This window comes from Candidatus Aminicenantes bacterium, from assembly GCA_026393795.1.
In the GTDB taxonomy this organism is placed as follows: domain Bacteria; phylum Acidobacteriota; class Aminicenantia; order UBA2199; family UBA2199; genus UBA2199.
On the sequence record JAPKZL010000051.1, the window covers coordinates 1 to 21,591 of the forward strand.

Here is a 21,591-nt window from a genome sequence, read left to right on the forward strand (position 1 = left end):
CGCAAGAAGGTCTTCTCCCCCTCGCAGATCGTCTTCATCGCCATCAAGCTATTCAAGGCGCTTGACTATTCGCACCGCAAGGGGATCATTCACCGCGACATCAAGCCCCACAACATCATGATCACCAAGCAGAAGGAAATCAAGATCATGGATTTCGGCTTGGCCGTCATCCTCGGCGACCAGAAGAAGGGTGAAAGCGGGGTCATCACCGGCACTCCCTACTACATGTCGCCCGAGCAGATCCAGGGCATCCCGGTCGATCATCGCACCGACATCTATTCCTCCGGCACCACCCTCTTCCACATGACCACCGGCCATGTCCCCTTCAAGGGCGAAAACATCTTTTACCAGCACCTGTTCGACCCGGTGCCGTCGATCAAGAAATTCCGCACCGACATCCCCGACAAGCTGTGCTTCATCATCGAAAAATGCATGGAAAAGAAGCGCGAGCAGCGGTTCCAGAGCGCCATCGAAATATTGAACGAGATAAAGACCATCAAAATTTAAGGAGAAAAAAATGGATTTTGCATTGAACGAGGAACTCTTGGCCTTCAAGGAGGAAACGCACAAATTCGCCGAAAAGGAAATGCGCCCCAATGCCCGGGAATATGACGAAAAGAACGAATTCCCCGTCGAGATAATGAAAAAGGCCTTCGCGGCCGGATTTCTCACTTCCGGCATCCCCGCCGAGTGCAACGGCGCCGGATTCTCGGCCCTGATCAACACCATCGTCTGCGAGGAGCTCGCCTGGGGCTGCGCCGGCATGTACACCTCGATCATGGCCAATACCCTGGCCACCACCCCCATCGTCCTCTTCGGCAGCGACGAGCAGAAGAAGAAGTTCCTGACGCCCCTGACCGAGAAGATGTCCTTCGCCTGCTTCGCCCTGACCGAAAAGGAAGCCGGCTCGGACAACTCGGCCATCCAGACCACGGCGGTGCGCCAGGGCGACCACTATGTCATCAACGGCTCCAAGACCTTCATCACCAACGCCGGCGTTTCGCAGCTGGGCGTGGTGTTCGCCTCCACCGACAAGGACCGCGGCGCCCGCGGTTTGTCGGCGTTCATCCTGCCCATGGACACCCCGGGGGTGACCATCGGCAAGCACGAGAACAAGATGGGCCACCGGGCTTCCAACACCGCCGAAATCTTCTTTGACGAGGTCAAGGTCCCGGCAACGAACCTCCTCAAGCGCGAAGGCATGGGCTTCATCATCGCCATGAAGACGCTCGATTATGCCCGGCCGGCCGTCGGCGCCGGGGGCGTCGGCGTGGCCCGCGCCGCCTTCGAAGAGGCGCTCAAATACTCCCAGACGCGCATCCAGTTCGGGCGCCCCATCGCCTCCTTCCAGCACAACGCCTTCAAGCTGGCCGAGATGGCCACCGCCATCGACGCGGCGCGGCTGATGGTCTACCGCTCCGCCTGGATGCTCGACCAGGGGATGAAAGCCTCCAAGGAGTCGGCCATGGCCAAGGTCATGGCCACCGACGTGGCCATGAGCGTCACCGTCGATGCCGTCCAGCTCTTCGGCGGTTATGGCTACATGAAGGAGTACCCGGTCGAAAAAATGATGCGCGACGCCAAGCTGCTGCAGATCTACGAGGGGACCAACGAAATCCAGAAGCACGTCATTTCACTGGAATTGCTCGGTTCGATGAAAAACATCGGCTGAGTTCATGAACCCGGCAGTTGACGTCATCGTCATCGGCGGGGGCATCATCGGCCTGGCCTCCGCCGCTCACCTGAGCCGGCGCGGCCAAAAGGTCCTGGTGTTGGAAAAAAAATACTCCGGTTCCGGTTCCACCGGCCGCTGCATCGGCGGCATCCGGCAGCAATTTTCAACCCCGGGCGCCATTCGCCTGATGCAGGAAAGCGTCCGCCAATTCCGGTTGATGAAGGAGGAATTCGGTTTTCCGGTGGAATATGTCGAAGGCGGTTACCTGTTCCTGGCCCACGACCCGCAGCGCCTGGAAACATTCAAGTCCATCCTGCCGCTGCAGAAAAAACTGGGGTTGGCCGTGGAAATCCTGGACGTTGCCGGCTGCCTGAAAATCGCCCCGCAGCTGAACCCCGCCGGCCTCCTGGGCGGAGTGTTCTCGCCCGAGGACGGCCAGGCCTACCCGTTCAAGGTTATCGAAGGCTATATCCAGGAAATACGCAGGCTCGGTTCGCAAGTGCGTTTTTTCACCGAGGTCCGCGAAATCCTGCGCGAAAACAACGCCGTCGTCGGCGTGAAAACCGCGGCCGGGGAAACATTTCACAGCCGGATCATCCTGAACGCCGCCGGCCCCTGGGCGCAGGAGATCGGCCGCATGGCCGGTTTGGAACTGCCCATCGCCCCGGAAGAACACGAGGCATTCATCACCGACCGCGTCCCGCCGCTGTTTACGACCATGGTCGTCGATTATCGCGCCGACGGCTGTTACTTCAACCAACGCAGCAACGGCCAGGTGATCGGCTGCTACAGCCCGGTCCCGAACAAGCCGGGCACCATGACCGAATCATCGCTGGAATTCCTGGTCGAGATGTCCAAGCGCACCGCGCGCCTGGTGCCCGGGCTGGCCACGGCCAGGGTCATCCGCCACTGGGGCGGATCCTATTCCATGACTCCGGACGGCAGCCCGTTCATCGACAAGACCGAAATAACCGGCCTTTACGTTGCCAACGGCATGTGCGGCCACGGCTTCATGTTCGCCCCGGCCATCGGCCGCTACATGAGCGAAATCATCCTCGACAATCGTTACCCGTTCGATTGGTCCGAATTCCGCCTAGGGCGCGACCTCTCGAGCCAGGAGCTGATGAAGTAAGATGGCTTTTTTTAATTTTTTCCTGCTGGCCCTCATCGTCTACACCCTGCTCAAATGGATCTGGAGGGGCGGAAAGGCCAAGCCGCAAGAGCCGCAAGTTCGCCGCAAGGAACAGGAGATCGAGGAGATGAAACAGGACCCGGTTTGCGGCACCTATGTCCCGGCCAGCCTGGCCGTCACGGCATGCCGCGACAACGAGACCGTTTATTTCTGCTCCGGCGCCTGCCGCGACAAGTTCCTGCAACCTCCACCAACCCGCTGATCGCCGCCCCGGCCATGCCCAGGCGGCAATCGCCGCTGTTCAGGGTTTCTGCTTGTGATATCCCCTGGCACCGAACGGCCGCAACTTTTCCAGCCACATGACCTCGAGCGTCTTCAGATCCTCACCATAGTCAAGACCGGGTTCCTCTTTCGGCGGCAGGCGATCCAGAACCTCGAAGGCGAATTTCTCCTCGCCCAAGGCGTTGAAATCGCCTTGCAGCTCCCGGTTCATGTGCATGTTGTTCCGGAGCTGGAACCGTTCGCTGTTGATCTTGCCGTTCAGGTCGGCGCTGCGGCCGATGTAAATTTTGTCGTTAGCCAGGTTCTTGATCTGGTAGATCCCCATTGGCCGCGGCGTCTGCTTGAAAAGTTTCTTTTGGGTTTTCAAATCACTCATCATGCCTCCAGCCCATGATAGCACCGAAGCGGGCGCGACAAAAGGGCGTTCATTCCGCGCTTTGCGCCGGCCGCCAGTTTTTCGCCCAGTGGCTGAAGGGCTGGCCGAAGGCCGTGGCGAAGGCACTCTCCAGGTCGCTGCCCTCGCTCAGCTTGCGCAGCAACTGGTGCAGGCGCGCCATGCCATGCTCCTCCAGCAGGTCGGACACCGCCTGCAGGCTCTCCATGTACGCCGCGTAGGCGGCGCTCGGCTCGGCCGGAAAGCCCCTCGCCAGCAGCGATAGAGGAATGACCTGCCAGGCGCTGACCGGCCGGTCGCCGCAGAAGTATTGGGCCAATCCCTCCTGCAGCCACAACGGGCAAGCGGGCGCCAGAAGGAAAAGCAGGGCATGGGTGTACTCGTGGTATAGCACCCGGCGCAATTCCCGCTCGCGGCCCGTCGCCCCCTGCACCGGCAAGCGGATCTTACCGTCGAACTTGCCGAACAAACCGCTCACCCACGCCGGGGCGCTGGTAACATCAGAAAAATCCTTGGCCGTGTAGAGGATGACGCTGATCGGCTGCTCGGGGAAATAGTCCAATTCCTTGCCGATGTCGGCGTAGGCGTCCTTGAGGATGTCCAGCACCATGCGCTTGCTCTCATCGTGCTCGTAGCCGTCGAAGAGCACAACGAAATTCCCGGTGCGGGCGTCGTCGTAATGGCGCTGCACGCGAATTTCCGTTCCCAGCTTCGCCTGCAGGTCGAGCAGCCCGTCATCGGCCTGGATGGCCAAGGCGGCTTGAGCTTGGGCCGACGCCGCTTCCAGATCGTTCTGACGGTAAAGGGCATAGGTTAGCAGCTTGCGGACGGCGAAATCGTTCGGCAGCAAATTGGCCGCCTCGCGCAGTTCGATGACTGCCTCCTCCCAGCGCCCTAGCCGAGCCAGGCAGAAACCAGCGCGGCCGCGGCTGAGCGGGTCGGTCGGAGCCAGGTGCCTGTACGCCGCCAGGGCTCCCGCCACATCTCCCGAGTTGAAAAGGGCGTCGGCCCCCTGCCGCGCGTCGTCCGCTTTTCCGGCCGCATCGCCGGCCGCGGCTGGCGGCAACGTTTCGAAGCCATCGGCGGCGATTGCGGCCGTTGGCGATGGCTCCGGCGGAGCTGCTGGAGGAAGGGACCGGGAACGGCTTGGCGGCGCTGGCCCGACCGGGGCAAGCGGTTTTTCCGCAACGCCGCGCCGCAGCGAACGCGAGACAGAAAGAACGATCACCAGCAGCAGCAGCGCGAGCAACACCAGGCGCCAGAAGCGGCGATCATTCCCATAATTGCGATTTTCCCATTCCCGGCTCATTTCTTCTTCTCAGAACCCTCCTTCAAGACGGACGGAAAACTTCAGCCACTCTATCTTCGGGCAACCGTTCTCTCCCGGCTTCAACTTGAACGCTTCGATGAACAAAGTCCCGCGGCCGAAACGGCGGACCTCCGCCATATCGTCGGCGCTCACCGCCCGATCCGCTTTCTCCCCGGCAATGCTCAAGCCGACTTCGGGGGAGAAAATGAACTGGCGGGGATTGGCGGGCCCAGCCTCGGCTCCATAGGGCCGGGAAAGACAATCGCCGGGTGAGTCGCTTAAATGCCAGCCTTCAATCTCGCGCGGATTCGGGGCGAAATGCAGGGGCGGCGTCAGGCGCGACAGGTTTTCGTCCCGGCCCAATTCCCTGACGACAATTTCCCAGCCGTCCGCTTTGGGTTCGAGGAGAAATTCGAAGCGGGAGGCGAAAGACCGGCAGAATTTTTCCCCGGCCGCAATCTGCCCGGAAATTGTTTCGCAAAAAGCCGGGTATTTGAAGCGGGCCTTGAATTCTTGCCAGGGCATCGCGTTGACCTGATTTTGCAAACCGGCGATGCTGCCCCTGACGATGCCGTCCTGCAGCGCCAGCCAGTATTCACCGCAATGGGACAAGGCCAACCCCGCGCCCGGCTTGGCCCCCGGCCCATTCAGCGCCAACACCCATTCGCTGCCGGGCGGAAAGCCCTCCAGCGTCGGCCGGCAAAGCATCCCATCCCCCATCTGGACGACCAACCCCGAGTCGAGGAGTCCGCCGGCCAGCGTCTCCAGCACCAGCACGTCCATGGTCGGGGCCGGTCCGGGATGGTGGCGGATGATCATGCCCCAAACCACCAGCGGCGCCTCCCGGGCCACCGTCAGGAAAGGCCCGCGCCAGGCGCAGGAACAGGCCATACTGCCAACCGGGGCAACCAGCCAGCCAAGTCCAAAAACCAGGCATAACACCAATGTCCTTTTCACTGCCGGGCCTCCCGCCCTCTTGGCCTGGCCGACTTTCCTTACAGGGGAAACACGTTTCCCGGCCGAGGCAAAAGAGCCGATTGGATAAATCGCAGTTTAGGCGGGCAAAGTCAAGAGGTACGCGTCGCCGTTTATTCCTACAGGAACTTTTTGAAGAGCTCCAGCAGCTGGTCGCCGCTGGGACGGTCCATGGTGTTCTGGCTCAGGTAGTTGAAGAGCACTTTGCCATGGCGGTCGAGAAGGTAAACAGCCGGGATGTTCTGCTCGACCCTGCTGTTGTCCCAAAGCAGGGTGAACAAGTCCAGGCCGCGCGACACCGTGCGTTCGTTGTCGATCAGGATCGGGAAAGGGGTGGGGATATTTTCCTTCCCGATGGCGAACTTTTTCGGAAAAGCGAGCCGGCTGGTTTCCATCCAGCGCTTGTCGCCGTCGCTCAGCCCTTTGGGATCGCCCGGGTTTTTCCATTTCTCGATCACAGCCATCTGCTCGGGGAAAATGGCCACCCAGTGCTCGACCGTGGCCCGGTCGTAGGGCAGGACGAAAACGATCTCGAGGTTGTATTTTTTGCGGAGCTGCAGCCGGCGCTCAAGGTCGGCGAGTTCGGCATATTGGTAATGGCAGATCTGGCACCAATGGTCGCCGACGCGGCCACGGGGAAAGACGAGCAGCACATTTTTCCCCGCCAAGCCGGCGAGGGAAACATCCTTGCCGTTGACGCTGGCCAGGGTGAAATTCGCCATCTTCTGGCCAAGCTCCGCCGGCTCGATGCCTGCCGCGGGAGCCAGCGGTTGCTCCTGCAGGCTGTTGACGATGCGCCACTCGTTGTCCTGCCTGGCTAAGTGCAGGTACTGGGTCGAGTTGCCCCTGACCACCCTGGCCGCGGCGATGTCTTCGAAAACATCATCGACCGTGATGCGGAAGTCGGGGATGGCCCCCGCGTTCCCGGCTTTGGTGCGGTCGATGATCGAGTCGGCGTTCCGCTCCTGCAAGACCAGTTTGCCGGGCTCGCCCGTCTCGTTGAGCACATGGAAGACCGAAGCCGGGTGGAGGATTCTTTGCACGCGTTCATAATTGCCCTTGCGCATCGCCTCACGGAATTCCTCGAGCAGCATGCGGATGCGCTCCACTTCGCTTTCCTTGTTTGCCGTCTCTCGGGCCACGGATGTGGCCTCGGCCGGCAGCCGCCACAGGACGTTGACGATGCGCCATTGGCCGTTCTGCTTGGCCAAATGCAGGTAATCCTTGACCTTGGCGCTGAAGACGCGCGCCGAGGCCGTATGGCCGCTGATATCCAGCAAGCGGTAGTCGATCTGCCGCTGTTCGGCCGGCAACCTGCCCCAACCGGCCCGGGTGACTTCGATCAGCGCCTCGGCGTTGATCGGCTGCAGAAAGGAAGCGTGGCTGCGCGGCGAAAAGATAAGGCCGCGCTTGGTCAGGCTCGGGCTGAGCGCCCGCTCCATGCGCGCGGCATTGACTTCGTAATATCCTTCGATATAATCGAGCGCCGCGCGGGCGATGGCGGCTTGGTCGTCATTCGCTGTATTCGTGCCTTGCCCAGCCAGGTAAGAGAGGGTGAGCAATATTACCAAAAGAAAAAAAACGAATTTTTTCATGTTCGCCTCCACTGAATGGAAGCAAATAAAATGCCAAATTAACTTTGCCTGGAATAGCAATGTTTATCGGTCTTTTTCAGGAAATAGTATAAAGAACACTCATCCGCCACTGCCCGTTTCCGGACATCCCATGGCCGAAACCGGACAGTTCTACATCCGTATAAGCCGTTGAGGAGGCTTCATGGCGAATGGACTTGTAGTCGAATCGAGCTGGCTCATCGTTTTGCTCAAGACAACGGCGGCCCTCCTGGGCCTTATCCTTATTACTTTTGGGCACCGTTTGCCGCGCTTGAGCAACGGCCTGTTCTGGCTACTGGCAACGCTGGGCCTGACGATGTTCCGGCTGGCCAGGACAAATTACCTGCTGGCTTTCCTGGCGGCTTTGCTCCTTTTCTTTGCGCTGCTCTGGCTGCAGAACCGGCTGCCCCGACTGACCATGGCTTTGGCTTGTCTACTGCCTCTTCCCCTGTTCTGGTTCGGCGCCATCTATTTTTCGGGCAGCTTCAATTTCCGGCCGCGAGCGGCCATCCTTGGCGCTCTCCTCGGCGCCGTCGCCGGCGCCCTGTGGCCGCGGGCGATGCTGGCGCTGCTGGCTCCATTCATGGGCATCGCGCTGCTCGCCTGGGCATCGCCGTTCGCCCTCAGCTTCCCCTTGCTGGTTGTTCCCGTTCTGCTGGCCTGCGCATACCAGTTTTTCGACCTGTATCGCCGGCGCCGGCGCGGACAATGGATCGCTTCTCCCCGGCGCACGCCACGCGAGGTCCTGCACGATTGGCAAAAATGGACCGCGGCCCTGGCCGGATTGTGGCTGCTCTTGGCTCTTTTTGCCCCCTCCGCATCCGCCCCCGATCCGCTCCACGGCCGACGCCTGGCCGTCCTGACGGCGCCGACGCTCGAATTCTCGCCGGCGCGCAATTTCTATTTGACCGGCCGCGCCCGGCCGCTGGCCCTGCTGGCCCCGCACCGCTCTATCTTCAACCGCCTGACGGTTCTGCTGAAGGGCCGCGCCCAGGGGCGGGCCATCGACGAACAACGCATGGTGAAAGCCGAGGACGAGATCGTTTGCATGCGCCGCGCCGGCCAGGTCACCGCTTTGGCCATGGCCCAGGTGCCGGCGCTGGCGCGGCCCGGGATCAACGAACAAGAAATCCAGGAAGCGATCCTGGCCGCTTTCCGCCGTTACGGAGCCCCCGTCCCCTCCTTCGAACCGATCGTCGGTTCGGGAGCGAATGCCACCCTGCCCCATTACGACCGCAACGACGCGGTCCTGCAAAAAGGCTTCGTTGTAGTCGACATCGGCTGCATGTTTGGCGGCTACGCTTCCGACATGACCCGCACCTTCCCGGTGGGCGGGAGCTGCACGCCGGCCCAGCAGAAGCTGCTGGACCTGGTGACCGCCGCCAAGGCGGCCGCCGAAACGATCCTGAAGCCGGGAGTGATCATGCGCCAGCTCGATGACGCTGCCAGGCAGGTGATCACGAGGGCGGGTTTCGGCGAGTACTTCACCCATTCGGTCGGCCATGGCGTCGGCGTCGATGTCCACGATCCCACCCCCAAGGTGCTGGCGGAAAACATGGTGATTACCCTCGAGCCGGGCATCTATATCCCGCACGGGGCCGCGGTCGATCCCGCTTACTGGGACCTGGGAGTGCGCATCGAGGACACCTACCGGGTGACCGCCGCCGGCTACGAAATCTTGACCCTGCCGCCGCCGGCCGGCAAATAGGGCAAGACTCGGGCAAGGTCTTTGCCCCCGATACAATATATTTTTACTCCGTCAGTTCCACCCGAATAAGATTGTCACTGATCATGGACATCTTGGATCGCTCAGGAATGTCGGATGTCTTCTCTCCGGGGATCTTCATCTTGGGCGCAGGAGCATCAATGCTGAACTGCATCAATTCTGCGATTGTCCCTGACACAAAGTAACGATTCGCGACATCGAAATAGAACACGGCTGTCCCCTTGGTAGAGCACTTGTATTCTCCTTTCAATTCTGAGGGGATTTTTATTTCCGATATGTCCGTGTCGACGTCCAGCTGGGCACATGTATGCTTTCCGATTTTAACGTATCGTGCCAGCGTGATACGGGAACGACCGCTGACCTGCAACACAGAACCCATGGCATTGAATGGCATTTGCATGGGAACATCAACCGAGTCACCGACCTTCATGAATTTCGCTGGAAGAGGGAAAAGCATTTTCATGAGCATATCTTGCGAGCTATTGCCAAAAGAACCGGATCCATCCTCCTTCATCCCCTGGACAACTAAGGGCGGCGCAGTTTGTTCCATTATCTTGGGCTTTTTATCTCCGCCCGAATTCATTTTCGCGCTCATTTTCATATCCTTCAACACCAGTTCAGCCGTGCCATTCCCTTGGCTCTTGATAAGCAGCGTTCCTTTGGCAGACATCTCTACTTGATCCATGTCATCCGATTTATCACCAAAAGATCCCATGTCTGTCTTGCTCCGCACTTCTTGCTCGTATGTATAGCTATGCACATCTTGGCTGCCGAAGTTCCATCTGAATACCGGAGCCGCCGTCGGCGCAGCAACTCCTTTGTATTGCCCCCTGTTGACATGCTTGGCAAATTGCGATGTGCCGCCTTTGACGGGCGGTTTTTCAGCGCATGCGGCAGTGCACAGACTCAAAACAAACAACATGACCAGTCCATTTCTACCAAATCTCTTATCGCATCTGGATAGCTTCATTTCCCCCCCAATTTCATCATAAGTTTTAGAATCTTGACAAGCGGGATCATGATTTTGGGCGCCGTATAACGGGCAGGCCTCTTGTTGATACATGATTCCAGATGGTCAACCGCCTTTTCCACGCTCATCATGAACGGCTTAAAATCACTCTTGGCCATTTTGGTATCGACGAAGCCGAAGCGTACATTGGTAACATATACGCCCTTGGATTTCAAGGCCAACGCCAGACCGCCGAGATAATTTGAAAAACCAGCCTTGGAGGCATTATAGGACGGAGCCTCGGCCGAGAGCAGCTCATCGGCCAGACTTGAGACACCAATGAAGTGGCCTTGTCCCCGTTTAACCATCTGGGGAATCACCGCTGCCGCCGTTCTTACCATTCCGGTCAGGTTCACGTCAATGATTCTTGCTTCACCGCTCATATCCAGGGGATCCAACAGTTTCCCGATCCCTACGAAGTAGACGCACAGATCCAATGAACCTTCCTGCAGCAGCTCAGCCAGCAAGTCCGGATATTTGTTATCGCTGACATCAGCAACCCGGTGCTGATTATTTTTGTTTGAAATCGGCGCTGTGCTCCTTGAAACGCCGATGACATCCCACCCGGCCGCAAGCAGCCTCTTTGTTGCCGCCAATCCTATGCCGTCAGAATTGCCAACCAACAGTGCTTTGGGTTGCACCAAATTCCTCCTTTATCCTCCAAATTTTTTTGTCCTGACTAATATTTTAACAGGTTGACCACCCCGATCCTTGCCATGTCCATTAATTTCACATCAACACTTTAAGGATGGTATTCCAGTTCCGGGTCGTCAGGTTGGAGCCGAATTCTTTTTCGAGAATGGCCATCGCTTCCGGCGTCCCCAGCCCTTTTTCCAAATCGACGACGGAGAACACCTCCGTGAGGGTTGCACGCAGGATGCGCAATTCCTGGCGCGACGTGGCGTACGGGATTTTGAGCTCGGGCCTCTTGGCTCCATCCGCAAGAAACGTCACATAGAGTTGAACTCCCGGCAAAGCCTCGATCCCCTTAAACGGTTCTGAAGACCGGAGCTGCCTGAGATCGTCCCGGTTACGCAATAAAACACTGATATCTCGCCTAAATGCCTTCTTCAATCCCGATTCAATTTCGGCGCGGAGCGCCTTTTCATCCGCTTGCCGGGCTGCGAAAATTACGTTGCCGCTGGCCAGCACCGTGCGCACATCGTCGAATCCCATCTTTTCGAACGCGGCTTTGAGGTCGGTCATCTTGATCGCGGCATGCCCGCCGACGTTGATCCCCCTTAAAAAGGCGACATATCGGGAATTATTTTTTCCAACTTGCGGCATGCGCCGACTACGTGAGCAGCTTAATCTGCAGCGTGATCTTCGGTCCGGTCAACTCCTTCGATACCGGGCAGTTTTTCTTTGCTATCTCGGCATGCTTCTTCAAATCCTCTTCGGTTATATTCGGCACTCGCGCCTGCGTGTCCAGTTCGATCAAGGTGATCGTCGGGCCGTCCCCCAGGTGGACCATGGCCGTGGTGGCGATCCGCGCCGGGACGAAACCGGCCCCGCTGAGCAGGGCGGCCAGGAACATGGAGAAGCACCCGGCATGGGCCGCGCCGAGCAATTCTTCGGGGTTGGTGCCGCGGCCGTTTTCGAAGCGCGAGGCATAGGTGAACGGACCCTCGTATGCCCCGCTGCCCAGCTTCATCGTCCCGGCTCCTTCCTTCAACGTCCCTTTCCATTCAGCCGTTGATGTCCTGACCGCCATGTTCCCCTCCCTTAATTTTACTTAATTAGTCTCGAACTTCTCTCCAATTCCAGCAAAAAGCAGCAACCGTTCCAAGTCGGAGCGGTAAAACATTTTTGCAAACGATAAAAAAATTGTCAATCCTTCACAATCTTCAACCGCAACTGAGACCGCAGGTATTTCCTGAATCCTTTCACCGCCACGGCTGGCGGATGACGGTCTTCCAATTGGCCGGGTCGGCCTTGCGGATGTCGGAGAGATATATTTCGTGATGCTTGCCAAAACGTTTGCCGATCTTATCAATAAACGCATGAACCTTCGCTATCGCGGGCCCTTCGGCGGAAAAGGGGCCGACGTAGAGGATTTGCGCGGCCTTGCCTTCGCTGAAAGTTTCGAAGCGCATTTGGTCGAGCGCCGGCATGGCTTTCTTCTTTTTCACCGCCACGATGGTGTCTCGGATCAGCGCCCCTGAAACGAACTCGGGCTGCATGATCATCATCGTCCACTTCCACTTGGACTTGTCGTCGATCGAGAATTGGGCCATGTCGTCGGCCCACCACAGCCCCTCGAGCGGCAGGACGCCATAGTCGATGGCCAGCGCCTTCTTGACCGTGAACTTGACCGCGTAGGCGACGGAAAACAGCGCCTCGACCGCCTCCTGGTAGGGCTTTGACGTGTTCGGGTCGCCCGCGCCGTCGATCATCAGGAAGTTCATGGCCGGCACCTCGACCAGGGTCACTTCCTTCGCCGAAGGATTATAAAGGGACTTCAGGTCTTTCTTGAAATCTATCTTTTTCATTGGGTCGTTTCCTCCCGGCCGCGTCTCGGCCGAAGCCCATTTATCAATATCCCGGCCGGAAACGAATGTCAAGCCGCGCATTTAAAAATACAGACCAGCACGGACGGAAAAGAATCAGTAGGGACAGGTCGCGACCTGTCCCTACCGAACCTATTCTAATACGTCTTCAGCTCCCCGATGGCGGATTCGACCGCGTGCAGGATGTCGCGTTTGCAGACCGCGTCCGTCATGGCGTTATGGTCGGGACAAAAGGGCCGGAATCACCGCCGACCTCACTTTACGATCCGTAGATTTTTCAATCCATTTTTTTTGAATTCCCGGTAATACTTCTCGGCTTCCTTCGCCAATAATTTGAACCGCGTCTTTGAGTCCATTGCCGCGACTGCCTTTTCCCCGTGTTTTTCAATAAAGTCCCTCATGGTCAATTCATCCTGCAGAGTATTCCAGAAAGTTTCTTTATCGTATGGATCGATGTATAGGTCATACTCCTCTTCCTTTTCCTCGGTAAGAAAGTAGCCCCGCAGTTCTTTGTCATAAACTATCCCGTCCGCCGCTCCATTTGCATGGGCCAGGGCCAGTATCTTGTCAAAGAAAGCTTCGTTTTCCCACCCCTCGGCGTCTTTTTCAGTCTTGTAGGCCTCCAGCATCCAATTCGCCAGCGCCACGTGTTTCAGCAGCAGTTTCAACTCTTTTCCCGATACGGTAATGGTTATATCACCCATGATTTCCTCATTGAACCGAAAATTACAACTCAGAAATATTTCAAAAAATCTACATCCTAACCCTGCTGCGCAGGATAAGTAACTTAAGAGCATTATAGCAAATTCAAAATTTGTTTTAATACTCTATCAAATTATAGAATTTGCTATCTAATGCTCTTATCCAGCTTGGCTGGGTAGAAAGCAAATTGCCTTGTTTTTTTTACCAAGTCAATTTGCTTTAAGTTACTAACTAAAAGGTTTCACAATTTTTCATTTTATTTTCTGTGTTTCGCCGCTTATCCACATAATTTTAACCAAACTCGCCACATTTTTGAATTCTTTGTCCCCGGTCAAGAGTTCAGCTTTACTGGTTTTCGCAAGAGCCGCGGCGAAGCAGTCGGCATAAGAAAGCCTGTACCCCGATTTAAGCAATGCCGCTTCGCGTACAAGCGGCCAGTCGGCGGGCACGACTTCGATCGGCAGGGTGTGCATGAGGTCCTCGATCTCCTCGGCCTTGGCAGCGCCGCATTCCCGGTGCACGATATAAAAAACCTCACCCAGGTTCACAGTACACATAAGCATGGGTTCATTGCTTTCCATGGCCGCAGAAAACAAGGTTTCGATCTTCTCGAATCCGGGCTCTTTCTCCAGAAAAACCATCAGGGCATGCGCGTCCAGCACTTTGCGCATGGTTCAACCTTCCCGCTCTTTCTCCAGCTTCCGTTCCTCGAGCAGCAACTTGGATAGCTTCCCTTTTGTCGACAGAATTCCGGAGACTTTTTTGAAATATTCGGCATCTAACGGTTTGAGCACGATCTCATGGTCACGCTCCTCCACATGCAGCCTGGTTCCCTTCTTGATGTTCAACCGGCGGCGGATCTTGGCTGGAATGACGATCTGACCTTTTGACGTAATAACAATGGTTTCCATTCTTTCTCCTGATTAAATATATAACATAAATCATAATGTATGTCCATTGTATAATTATCTTACTTAAGTTAAAATATAATTCTTTTTACAATAAGGCATACGGACAGGCAACTTCGGCCGCAAGGACAGAGCATCACTCCCTTGCAGGGGTCGTAATCCAAGCAAGGGAGACAAGTCTTTTTCTCCATGACCCGCGCTTACGGGATTGCGCGTCCGCAATTAAAAAATATAGAGACAAATTCCACATCCCGTAAGCTGGGCATGCCTGTTCCCGGAATTATAATTATCTAAATCAATACGTCTTCAGCTCGCCGATGGCGCTTTCGACAGCGTGCAGGATGTCGCGCTTCTTGACCGTCTCCATCATGGCGTTGTGGTCGGGATAGAGCGGTCGGTCCTCTTCCAGGTGCTGGACGACCTTGCGCACGGCGGCCTTGGCGGCTAGGGTGCCCTTGCCGGGGGTGAAATCGCGGAAATCGAGGGCCTGGGCGGCGGCGATGAACTCAATGCCCAGGATACCGTAAGCGTTGTCGATGATCTGGCGCGTCTTCAGCGCCGTGTTCATGCCCATGGAAACGAAGTCCTCCTGGTCGGCGGCGGCCGGGATCGACTGGATCGAGGCGGGCATCGACAGGATGCGCTGCTCGACGATCATCATGTCGGCCGTGTACTGGCTGAGCATCAACCCCGAATACATGCCGGCGCCCTTGGTCAGGAAGGAGGGCAAACCGACGCTGAGCGCCGGGTTCAACAAGCGGTTCAGCCGCCGCTCGGAGATGACGCAGGTCATGGTCACGCAGGCGCCGAGCATGTCCAGGGGCACCGAGATCGGCGAGCCCTGGAAGTTGGCGCCGGTGAGCACCACCTTGTCGTCGGGAAGGAAGATGGGATTGTCGGCCACGCCGTTGAGCTCGATCTCCAGCTGGCTGCGCGTCCAGCGCAGCTGATCGCGGGCCGCGCCCAGAACCTGCGGCGTCGAGCGCATGCTGTAGGCATCCTGCACCTTGACCTTGACCTTGCCCAGCAGGTCGGAGCCCTCGATGACGCGCTTGATGTTCTCGGCCGAGGTAACCGCCCCCTGGAAGCCGCGCAGCTTGTGCAACCGGGCGTCGTAGGGCTTCATGTTGGCCATCAGCGCTTCCAGGGTCATGGCCGCGGCGATTTCGGCCTGCTTGAGCAGCCGCTCGCTCTCGTAGATCTGCAGGCAGGCCATGCCGGTGATCAGGTTGCTGCCGTTGATCGCCGCCAGGCCGTCGCGGGCCTGGAGCCCGGGGACGGGGATGCCGGCTTTCTTCATGGCCGCGGCGCCGGGCATGCGCTCGCCGTTGTAGAATGCCTCGCCCTCGCCCATCAGCAGCAGCGCGATCTGGCTCATGGGAGCCAGGTCGCCGCAGGCGCCGACGCTGCCCTTGTTGCAGACCACCGGGGTCAGCCCCTTGTTGAGCATGGCCACGTAGGTCTGGGTGATCTCCGGGCGGCAGCCCGAACAGCCGTTGGCGTGGACGTTGATGCGGCTCAGGATTGCCGCCCGCACCTCGGGGATGGGCACCGGTATGCCGATGCCGGCCGCGTGGTTGTAGATCAGGTATTTTTGGAACTGCCCGACCTGCTCGTCGGTCAGCACCACCTCGGAAAACTCGCCGATGCCGGTATTGACCCCGTACATGATCTCGCGCGCCTCGATGCGCTTCTCGATGAAAGCCCGGCAGTTCTTCAGCCTTTCGACGGCATCGGCATGGAGCTCCACCTTTTCCATGCCGTAGGCCACCTTATACACATCCTCGATTTTCAGGTTCTTCCCGGTCACGACAATAGCCATTTGTCCTCCTCAAAATTTTGCGATGAAATTTTTTCCGGAATGGCTATTGTATAAAATTCGCGCGATTTATTCAACCGAAAAGGCAAGCGCCGGGGATCGACGGAGAGGGGGATCCCGTCTTGACAGAAATGGTATAATGAAGCCTAACGCAGACGCGCGCGAGGAGAAAAGCATGGATAAGGAAAAGGAAGAAAAATTCGAGTTCCAGTCCGAAGTCAAGCAACTGCTCGACATCCTGGTCTATTCGCTCTACAAGAACAAGGAGGTTTTTCTGCGTGAGCTGATATCCAACGCCGCCGACGCGCTGAACAAGGTGCAATTCGAGATCCTGACCGCCGGCCACGGCGAAGACAAGGATGGCGAACTCAGCATCACCATCGCCGTCGACAAACCGCACAACAAAATATCGGTCGAAGACAACGGCATCGGCATGACCCGCGAGGAGCTGATCGGCAACATCGGCACCATCGCCCATTCCGGCACCCTCGATTACCTGAAAAAGATCGCCGCCACGCCGGCCAAGAGCCAGGTGGACCTGATCGGTAAGTTCGGCGTCGGCTTTTACTCCAGCTTCATGGTGGCCAGGGAGATCCACATCATCAGCAAATCCTGGACGAAGGACAACCCGGCCTGGCTGTGGAAATCCAAGGGGGAAAGCAGCTATACCATCGAGCCCAGCGACAGGAAAACCCGGGGCACGCGCATCGAGCTGTTCCTTAAAAAGGAGGAAAAGGAATTCCTGGAAGCCTACAAGCTGAAAAGCATCATCCTCAAGCATTCCAAGTTCGTCCCTTTCGCCATTTACCTCGACGGGGAAAAGATCGCCAGGAAAGAGGCCATCTGGACCCAGCCCAAGTCGCAGCTCGAGGAAAAGGACTATGGCGAATTCTACAAATTCCTGGAAAACACCCAGGAGGATCCCGAAACCTATTTGCATCTGTCTTCGGACGCCCCGGTGCAGTTCACCGCCCTCCTGTTCGTCCCCAAGACCTCGTTCGAATTGCTGGGCTTGATGAAAACCGAACCGGGGGTCGACCTTTATTCCAAGAAGATCCTGATCCAGAAAGGCTCAAAGGAAATCATGCCCGAGTACATGCGCTTCATCAAGGGCATCATCGATTCCGAAGAGATCCCGCTGAACATCTCCCGGGAAACCATCCAGAACAACGTACGCATCGACAAGATCAGGAAGTACGTGCTGAAAAAGCTGCTGGAACACCTGGAAGCCGTCAAATGCAAGAAACGGGAGATGTACCTGGCCATCTGGAAAAATTTCAGCAAGAATTTCAAGGAGGGCGTTGTCAGCGACTACGACAACCGGGAAAAGCTCGCCAAGCTGCTGCTTTTCTCCAGCTCGAAGACGAGCGGAGACGAGCTGATTGATCTGGATGAATACATCCGGCGTATGCCGGCCGGGCAGAAGGAGATTTACTTCCTCGGCGGCTCGGACCGCCAGACGATCGAAAAAAACCCGGCCCTGGAAATTTTTCGCAAGAATGAGTTTGAGGTGCTCTACCTGCTCGACCCTATGGACGAATTCGTCCTCGACCATTTGCGCGAATATGACAAGAAAACGTTCAAGATGGCCGAAAGCGCCGACATCCCCCTGGAGGAAAAAGCCGCGGCCGGCGATGCGGCTTACCTGCGCGACGTGGACAGTTTCATCACCTACCTGAAAACCATTTACAACGACCAAATCAAGGAGGTGAAAATCTCCAAGCGCCTGACCGACAGCCCCTGTCTCCTGCTCAACCCGGCCGACGGCCCCTCGGTGCAGATGGAAAAGATCATGAAAATGGTCAACAAGGACTACCAGCTCGGCAAGCGCGTCCTGGAGATCAATCCCGCCCACCCCCTGATCCGCAAGATGGCGGAGCTGCATAAAAAGGACCCGGCCCTGCCGCTGCTCAAGAACCTGGCCCTGCAGCTTCCCTTAAACGCCGCCCGCTTTTAGCAGCCGGCTGAGCCGATCGGCTGCCCGGGAGTATCCCGGATCGAGGATCAGGACCTGGCGCAGCTCTGCCACCTCGTCGGCCACCATCCCCGCCCCGTGCAAAGCGGACGCCAGGCTGAGCCGCGCCTCGATGTTCTCCGGGGCGATGGCCAGCCCGTGCCGGTACTGCTCCTGCGCTCCCGGGTAATCACCGGCGTAGAAGAGGGCGTACCCCAGGCCGAAGCGCGCCGAGGCGTCGTTGCCGTCGAGGGCGACGGCCCGGCGGAACCACGCGAGTGAATCGTGCAATCGGCCGCAGCGTAGCAGCTTCATGGCCATGCGGATGTTGGTGGCCGCGTCGGGATATGGAATTTCGCTCACCCCCGAAATCGACCAGGGGCCATCGGCGGTCCGGGCGACGATTTTTTCCAGCGAGCCGGTCAGGGGCGAAGCCAGCACCTCGCGGAGATAGGGATAGCGGCTGACGACGGCCCCCAGGCTGCCGTCGCGGTCGAGGAAATCGATGTCGCTGCCGGCCATGGCTCCCCAGGCGTTCCTGAAAGAAGGGAACGCATCGCTCTGATACAGGATGTTCAGCGCCGCCAGGTAGCGGCCGAGCCGGGCGATCTCGGGGCGGGGCGTGCTTTTCACGAAACAATCGGGGCACCAGCCGGCGATGCCCTGCACGTGAAACAGCTCGCGCGCCAGGCCGGTATCGCCGAACTTGGAAAACATGCCGTACTCCATGGAACGGTTGTCGTCGGTCACCGGGGCGGCGCCGAACGTCGCCTGCTCCAGATCGGCGCTGTTGGCCACGAAGGTCCCGACGATCTCCGTCAGCGTTCCCAGGTGCAGCCGCTCGAGATCGGCCTGCACCTGGGGAGCCAGGGCCAGATTGGCCGAACAGGCGGCGGGATCGAAGACGAAAACGGGGCTTTTGCAACCGACGATGATCAATTCCTTTCCCCATCCCGACAGCAGCACGGCGTTGGGGAAAACATCGAGAAACGCCCGCACCATCGACAGTCCGATCGCGGGCGCGACCTGGTACAGCGGCAGCCATTGGGTCAGGAACCCGCCGCTCCTCAAGCGGCTCCGGGCCAGGGCATAAAACTCGCGCGAATACAGGGAGGAGACGCCGGCGAAGGTGATGGGCGGCGGCTCCAGGGTGATCAGGTCATATTGGGCCGGCGGCAACATCTGCAGATGGAGCCGGCCGTCATTGACAAAAACCGAGACTCGTTTGTCGGCGAGGATATCGCGGTTGCTTTCCCGGAAAAAAGCGGCGTGGTCCAGAATCTGTTCCGAGAGATCGACGACATCGAGCTGCCGGACCGTCGGGTGCAGCGAAGCGGCGTGGAGCGTGTTGCCGATCCCGAAGCAGATCACCAGCACCGAACGCGGCGAGCTCATCTGCAAGAGCGGGATGTGAACGAAGGCGCGCATGTAGCGCTGCAATTTCAAGGCCGTGCCCGACATCGAGTGGCCGTTGGTCATCAGGAAACGGTCGCCGGTGCGATCCTCGACGACCAGCAGCATTTCGTTCAGCCCCTCGCTGCTGGCCAGGATGCGCTGGCCCGCAGCCAGGCGCGGAAAGCTGTTCATCATCAGGTGGTTAGCCGGCAGCAGGCTCCAGATAACCAGCACGCCGATGAGCATGGCCGCGCACAGGCTGAAAAGCCCATACCTGGCACGCCAGGAACCAGCCGGATCGTCCTTCAATTTGGCGGCTTGCAGGAAGAAAATGCCCAGTCCGGAAAGCAAACACAGAGCCAGGACGGCGCGCTGGCTTCCGACATTGGGGAGCAGAACGAAGCCCGCGGCCAGGGCGCCCAGAACCGCTCCGCATGTATTGGCCAAGTACAAACCGCCGGCCCGCCGACCCACGCGCCGCTCTAGGCGCTGGACACAGGCATTGGCCAAAGGAAAAGAAAATCCCATCAGCAAGGACGGCAATCCGATCACAGCCAGGATCGGCCGCAGCACGCCCCACATCTGCGTGAGCCCGGAGAGCCCCGTTCCGGCTGGAAGTTGCAGAAAACGCTTCATCAAATAGGCTTCGGCGATGCTGCCGTTGAAAGCGACCAGAAGCACCGTCGATGAAAAAATAAAAACGGCTTGGACGATCATGTACCGTTCCAGCGGTTTGCCCCAGCGCTTGAACGAGTAGCCCCCGGCCAGGGAGCCCAGCCAGATGCCGGCGAGGATTACCGTCAGCATCAGCGAAAAAACCACCCGGAATTCGCCCAGGGAAGCGCTCAGCAGGCGAAACCAGACGATTTCCATGCCCATGGAAGCGCTGCCTATGAAAAACAGCGCCACGGTAACCGGCCAGACGGTTCCGGCCGGAGCCTGCTGGACGGAGCCGGCTTCCGCGCGAACCGTGGAGGCCTGAGGGGGAGTTGCCGGTCCGGGGGCATCCGCACCTGGCGAAAGCAGGATGGCAGTCAAACCCACGGCCGCGTTGAGCGAAAGGGCGATCAACTGCGTGCGCAACAGCCCCACCTTCGGGACCAGCAGCAGGTCGGTGGCAAAACAGCCCAATGCCGCCCCGGCCGTATTGAAGCCGTACAAAAGCCCGATTTTCCAGCCGGCGGAATTCACGTTTTCCGAAACGAGTTGCCGGATCAACAGGGTGAGCGTCGCGCCCATTAACAGGGTTGCCGGCAGCATCAAGACGGCCGCGGTCAGGAATTGGCCGAGATGGGTCGCCAAGGAGAGATGCTGCCAGCCGCGCCCCGCTGCCGCGTAGCGGGCGAAAGACTCCAAAAATTCCTGCAGCCGGGGCAAGACCAGCGCCAGGGCCAACCCGGAAACCGCTATCCCCAATTCGGCGTATCCGTAGATCCTGAGGAATCCGCCCCCTTTTCCCGATCGATACCTGTTGTCGCTCCAGATGCCGACCGCGTAGCCGCCGGCACCGAGGCCCAGCATGAAAACGGACGTCACCAGCGACGCGGAGTAGATGGTGTTCCCGAAAAAATTGCCGAATACCCTGACCCAGACAACTTCATAGATCAGGCCACTGATGCCCGAAAAGAAAAAGAGCAGGTACGGCAGCGTCGCCCTGTTTTTTTTCAACACCATCAAAGTTCCACCCCGCGAGGCTTCGCGACCGCTTGCGTCATTGACGCTTCAAGAAGCGCTCCAACCAGTCGAACTGCTGCTCGTAAACAAATTTCCAGTTCTGCAGCTTGTTGTAATAATGCCCTTCGTCGGGGAAATAGATGAACTTGGCCGGCACCCCCAGGCGCTGCAGGGCGGTGAACATGGCGACCCCCTGCGAGAGGTCGACGCGGTAGTCCCGCCCGCCGTGGCAAACCAGGGTCGGTGTCTTGAAATTCTGCGCGAAGGTGCTGGGCGAGGAGCGCATGTATTCGTCGCGGTTGGCCATGGGCGTGCCGCCGAATTCCATTTCCGGGAACCATAGCTCATCGGCGCTATAGTAGCACATCAACTGGTCGAAAATGCCGTCGATCGAAACGAAGCAGGCAAAGCGGTCGGTCTGGCCGTTGAGCCAGTTGACCAGATAACCGCCATAGGAACGGCCGCTGGCGCCGACTTTGCCGCCGTCAATGAAAGGGTATTTGGCGATCAGGTA

The 21,591-nt window shown here is 58.3% G+C and carries 21 protein-coding genes; 6 read left to right on the top strand and 15 right to left on the bottom strand.

What is annotated here, in order from left to right:
* The 4 genes from NTW95_02330 to NTW95_02345 form a co-directional block, all read left to right on the top strand.
* The coding region (locus NTW95_02330; GenBank protein MCX6556256.1) for a serine/threonine-protein kinase at positions 1-507 on the top strand (507 nt) is incomplete at its 5' end.
* Positions 508-517: 10 nt separating this feature from the next.
* A complete protein-coding gene (locus tag NTW95_02335) occupies positions 518-1,672 on the top strand; it encodes an acyl-CoA dehydrogenase family protein (protein MCX6556257.1) in 1,155 nt (384 codons plus the stop codon).
* A 4-nt stretch (positions 1,673-1,676) separates the two neighbouring features.
* On the top strand, positions 1,677-2,807 hold the full coding sequence (locus NTW95_02340) for an FAD-binding oxidoreductase (GenBank protein ID MCX6556258.1): 1,131 nt from the start codon (positions 1,677-1,679) through the stop codon (positions 2,805-2,807).
* 1 nt (position 2,808) lies between these two features.
* Positions 2,809-3,069, top strand: a complete 261-nt coding sequence (locus NTW95_02345; protein MCX6556259.1) for a transcriptional regulator — start codon at positions 2,809-2,811, stop codon at positions 3,067-3,069.
* Between the two features lie 39 nt (positions 3,070-3,108).
* Here the strand turns inward: NTW95_02345 and NTW95_02350 are convergent, their stop codons facing one another.
* The 4 genes from NTW95_02350 to NTW95_02365 form a co-directional block, all read right to left on the bottom strand.
* Positions 3,109-3,465: a GIY-YIG nuclease family protein gene (locus NTW95_02350; GenBank protein MCX6556260.1), complete on the bottom strand. Its 357-nt coding sequence runs from the start codon at positions 3,463-3,465 to the stop codon at positions 3,109-3,111.
* 49 nt (positions 3,466-3,514) lie between these two features.
* Entirely contained in the window at positions 3,515-4,792 is a 1,278-nt protein-coding gene (locus tag NTW95_02355; protein ID MCX6556261.1) for a hypothetical protein, read from the bottom strand.
* Positions 4,793-4,801: 9 nt separating this feature from the next.
* Positions 4,802-5,749 (bottom strand): hypothetical protein, encoded by a 948-nt coding sequence (locus tag NTW95_02360; protein MCX6556262.1) that lies wholly within the window; start codon positions 5,747-5,749, stop codon positions 4,802-4,804.
* 137 nt (positions 5,750-5,886) lie between these two features.
* Positions 5,887-7,362, bottom strand: coding sequence for a nuclear transport factor 2 family protein (locus tag NTW95_02365; GenBank protein ID MCX6556263.1), 1,476 nt, complete (start codon positions 7,360-7,362; stop codon positions 5,887-5,889).
* Between the two features lie 181 nt (positions 7,363-7,543).
* Here NTW95_02365 and NTW95_02370 point away from each other — a divergent pair, with 181 nt between their 5' ends.
* On the top strand, positions 7,544-9,088 hold the full coding sequence (locus NTW95_02370) for a Xaa-Pro peptidase family protein (protein MCX6556264.1): 1,545 nt from the start codon (positions 7,544-7,546) through the stop codon (positions 9,086-9,088).
* Between the two features lie 43 nt (positions 9,089-9,131).
* On the opposite strand, the gene NTW95_02375 is transcribed toward NTW95_02370, so the two are convergent.
* The 9 genes from NTW95_02375 to NTW95_02415 all read right to left on the bottom strand — a co-directional run bounded on the left by NTW95_02375 (position 9,132) and on the right by NTW95_02415 (position 16,057).
* Positions 9,132-10,076: a hypothetical protein gene (locus tag NTW95_02375; GenBank protein ID MCX6556265.1), complete on the bottom strand. Its 945-nt coding sequence runs from the start codon at positions 10,074-10,076 to the stop codon at positions 9,132-9,134.
* Positions 10,073-10,756, bottom strand: coding sequence for an SDR family NAD(P)-dependent oxidoreductase (locus NTW95_02380; GenBank protein ID MCX6556266.1), 684 nt, complete (start codon positions 10,754-10,756; stop codon positions 10,073-10,075). Before NTW95_02380 ends, NTW95_02375 begins: the two co-directional genes overlap by 4 nt.
* 88 nt (positions 10,757-10,844) lie before the next feature.
* Positions 10,845-11,402 (bottom strand): DUF1697 domain-containing protein, encoded by a 558-nt coding sequence (locus tag NTW95_02385; GenBank protein MCX6556267.1) that lies wholly within the window; start codon positions 11,400-11,402, stop codon positions 10,845-10,847.
* Positions 11,403-11,409: 7 nt separating this feature from the next.
* Positions 11,410-11,829, bottom strand: a complete 420-nt coding sequence (locus NTW95_02390; protein MCX6556268.1) for an OsmC family protein — start codon at positions 11,827-11,829, stop codon at positions 11,410-11,412.
* Positions 11,830-12,001: 172 nt separating this feature from the next.
* Complete coding sequence (locus NTW95_02395) at positions 12,002-12,607, bottom strand: GyrI-like domain-containing protein (GenBank protein ID MCX6556269.1); 606 nt, start codon at positions 12,605-12,607, stop codon at positions 12,002-12,004.
* Positions 12,608-12,879: 272 nt separating this feature from the next.
* Complete coding sequence (locus tag NTW95_02400; GenBank protein MCX6556270.1) at positions 12,880-13,293, bottom strand: hypothetical protein; 414 nt, start codon at positions 13,291-13,293, stop codon at positions 12,880-12,882.
* A gap of 285 nt (positions 13,294-13,578) precedes the next feature.
* Entirely contained in the window at positions 13,579-13,998 is a 420-nt protein-coding gene (locus NTW95_02405) for a type II toxin-antitoxin system VapC family toxin (protein MCX6556271.1), read from the bottom strand.
* Between the two features lie 3 nt (positions 13,999-14,001).
* Positions 14,002-14,238 carry an AbrB/MazE/SpoVT family DNA-binding domain-containing protein gene (locus NTW95_02410; GenBank protein MCX6556272.1) on the bottom strand — a complete coding sequence of 79 codons (237 nt, stop codon included), beginning with the start codon at positions 14,236-14,238 and terminating at the stop codon, positions 14,002-14,004.
* A gap of 292 nt (positions 14,239-14,530) precedes the next feature.
* Positions 14,531-16,057 (bottom strand): aromatic amino acid ammonia-lyase, encoded by a 1,527-nt coding sequence (locus tag NTW95_02415; GenBank protein MCX6556273.1) that lies wholly within the window; start codon positions 16,055-16,057, stop codon positions 14,531-14,533.
* Positions 16,058-16,229: 172 nt separating this feature from the next.
* Here NTW95_02415 and htpG point away from each other — a divergent pair, with 172 nt between their 5' ends.
* Positions 16,230-18,011: a molecular chaperone HtpG gene (htpG, locus tag NTW95_02420; protein MCX6556274.1), complete on the top strand. Its 1,782-nt coding sequence runs from the start codon at positions 16,230-16,232 to the stop codon at positions 18,009-18,011.
* On the opposite strand, the gene NTW95_02425 is transcribed toward htpG, so the two are convergent.
* Both NTW95_02425 and NTW95_02430 read right to left on the bottom strand, forming a co-directional pair.
* Positions 17,991-21,077: a hypothetical protein gene (locus NTW95_02425; GenBank protein MCX6556275.1), complete on the bottom strand. Its 3,087-nt coding sequence runs from the start codon at positions 21,075-21,077 to the stop codon at positions 17,991-17,993. The genes htpG and NTW95_02425 overlap by 21 nt on opposite strands.
* Positions 21,078-21,114: 37 nt before the next feature.
* On the bottom strand, positions 21,115-21,591 hold a 477-nt coding region (locus NTW95_02430; GenBank protein MCX6556276.1), incomplete at its 5' end, for a prolyl oligopeptidase family serine peptidase.

Bases quoted from the DNA above. Each gene is read 5' to 3' on its own strand.
- NTW95_02335 (MCX6556257.1), top strand. From the start codon at position 518: ATGGATTTTGCATTGAACGAGGAACTCTTGGCCTTCAAGGAGGAAACG.
- NTW95_02340 (MCX6556258.1), top strand. From the start codon at position 1,677: ATGAACCCGGCAGTTGACGTCATCGTCATCGGCGGGGGCATCATCGGC.
- NTW95_02345 (MCX6556259.1), top strand. From the start codon at position 2,809: ATGGCTTTTTTTAATTTTTTCCTGCTGGCCCTCATCGTCTACACCCTG.
- NTW95_02350 (MCX6556260.1), bottom strand. From the start codon at position 3,465: ATGAGTGATTTGAAAACCCAAAAGAAACTTTTCAAGCAGACGCCGCGG.
- NTW95_02355 (MCX6556261.1), bottom strand. From the start codon at position 4,792: ATGAGCCGGGAATGGGAAAATCGCAATTATGGGAATGATCGCCGCTTC.
- NTW95_02365 (MCX6556263.1), bottom strand. From the start codon at position 7,362: ATGAAAAAATTCGTTTTTTTTCTTTTGGTAATATTGCTCACCCTCTCT.
- NTW95_02370 (MCX6556264.1), top strand. From the start codon at position 7,544: ATGGCGAATGGACTTGTAGTCGAATCGAGCTGGCTCATCGTTTTGCTC.
- NTW95_02375 (MCX6556265.1), bottom strand. From the start codon at position 10,076: ATGAAGCTATCCAGATGCGATAAGAGATTTGGTAGAAATGGACTGGTC.
- NTW95_02385 (MCX6556267.1), bottom strand. From the start codon at position 11,402: ATGCCGCAAGTTGGAAAAAATAATTCCCGATATGTCGCCTTTTTAAGG.
- NTW95_02390 (MCX6556268.1), bottom strand. From the start codon at position 11,829: ATGGCGGTCAGGACATCAACGGCTGAATGGAAAGGGACGTTGAAGGAA.
- NTW95_02395 (MCX6556269.1), bottom strand. From the start codon at position 12,607: ATGAAAAAGATAGATTTCAAGAAAGACCTGAAGTCCCTTTATAATCCT.
- NTW95_02405 (MCX6556271.1), bottom strand. From the start codon at position 13,998: ATGCGCAAAGTGCTGGACGCGCATGCCCTGATGGTTTTTCTGGAGAAA.
- NTW95_02410 (MCX6556272.1), bottom strand. From the start codon at position 14,238: ATGGAAACCATTGTTATTACGTCAAAAGGTCAGATCGTCATTCCAGCC.
- NTW95_02415 (MCX6556273.1), bottom strand. From the start codon at position 16,057: ATGGCTATTGTCGTGACCGGGAAGAACCTGAAAATCGAGGATGTGTAT.
- htpG (MCX6556274.1), top strand. From the start codon at position 16,230: ATGGATAAGGAAAAGGAAGAAAAATTCGAGTTCCAGTCCGAAGTCAAG.
- NTW95_02425 (MCX6556275.1), bottom strand. From the start codon at position 21,077: ATGGTGTTGAAAAAAAACAGGGCGACGCTGCCGTACCTGCTCTTTTTC.